Genomic DNA, 1292 nt, shown 5'->3' with positions numbered 1-1292 from the left:
CTCTTTTTATACTCTTTGAAATTGACAGAGAGAATTTTAGAGTGGGGAAAGAGAAAATAGAAGTTAAATATTAAAAGTGCCGAGAGTAACAATGCAGGTTTCATCAATGTTTTGACTAAAAAAGAGGGTTTAATACCCAAAGAGAACAGCACCACTATCTCATTGTCGTTAGAGAGTTTAAATACAGAAAGTGCTGCAGCGATAAAAAAAGAGATGGGCAAGATGTAAAAAAGTATCTCAGGGAGTACAAAAAGGTAGAGTTTTGCCATCTCAACAATGTTGAGTTTAATCACTGCCGTGTAGGTTGCAAGTTTAATAGAAAACACAACAGAGGCAATGGCAAAAAGGGGTAAAAAAGTTGTCAAAAACAAAGAAGAGAGGTTTTTGAGTATATACTTCTCTAAAATCTTCATCTAATAGTTTGCCTCTATATAACGCATAATCTGACTGTCATAAACAAAAACGATAAGGGTAGCTAATGCTAAAAAAGGAACAAAGGGAACACGCTGCTCCTCAGTGCTTTTTTTCATTACAAGCAACATAACAGGGAGTGCCAACAGTGCTGATAAAAAGATGGCAACAAGTCCGAGTTTCACACCAAGAAGCGCTCCCATTGTTGCTGCTACCATAATATCACCTTCCCCCATAGCTTCTATAAAAGGGGTTCTGTCGTAATGTTTGTTCCATGGGGTTTTTGTCCGAAGACCCGCACGAAAAACAGAGGAGGTCATATAGTAAGAGAGGGCAAAACGAAGGAGGGTAAAACCACCCGTAAAAAGGAGTGCATTGGTAAGGTTTTGCAAAAGCATATCGGGTGAATACGCTCCAAGTATGGCAAAAACAATCGCAAGAAGGTTGAGTGAATCGGGTACCATTTTGTACTTAAAATCTATCATAGCAAGTGCTAGAAGCATTAAGAAACTCATAGCTATAAAAAAAGCCTGAATACTCAAAGAGTACTTTAAAGCAACAAGAATAAAGATAGTTGCCGAGAGGAGTTCAATAAGGGGGTATTGCAGAGAGATTTTTGTTTGACAAAAAGAGCATTTGCCACCTAAAAATATCCATGAAAACAGCGGGATATTGTGCCATGGTTTGAGTGGTGTATGACACTCTGGACAATGAGAAGCACCAAAAACAACACTCTCTTCTGCCGGTATGCGTAGAATAACAACATTTAAAAAAGAGCCAAATATAAGCCCCATCACACAGGCAACAGCAAGTTCCATCATTGTAAAAGCCCCCCAAAGCGGCGTTGCACTTTTGTAAATTTTTTAATAATCTTTTCAAGC

The 1292-nt window shown here is 38.4% G+C and carries 2 protein-coding genes; both read right to left on the bottom strand.

Translation table 11 applies throughout. The features are described from left to right. Nucleotides 1-413, bottom strand: a 413-nt coding sequence (locus tag AC30RD_RS09515; RefSeq protein ID WP_489494308.1) for an LptF/LptG family permease, incomplete at its 3' end; no start/stop codon positions are given. Then, nucleotides 414-1232 carry a prepilin peptidase gene (locus tag AC30RD_RS09510; RefSeq protein WP_489494307.1) on the bottom strand — a complete coding sequence of 273 codons (819 nt, stop codon included), beginning with the start codon at nt 1230-1232 and terminating at the stop codon, nt 414-416. Nucleotides 1233-1292: the final 60 nt, after the last annotated feature.

Source organism: Nitrosophilus sp., from assembly GCF_982775275.1.
The sequence above is the reverse complement of the archived record's forward strand: the minus strand, read 5'-3'. Positions and strand labels throughout refer to the sequence as shown.

Coding starts and splice junctions, on each gene's coding strand:
- AC30RD_RS09510 (WP_489494307.1), bottom strand. CDS start 1,232: ATGATGGAACTTGCTGTTGCCTGTGTGATGGGGCTTATATTTGGCTCT.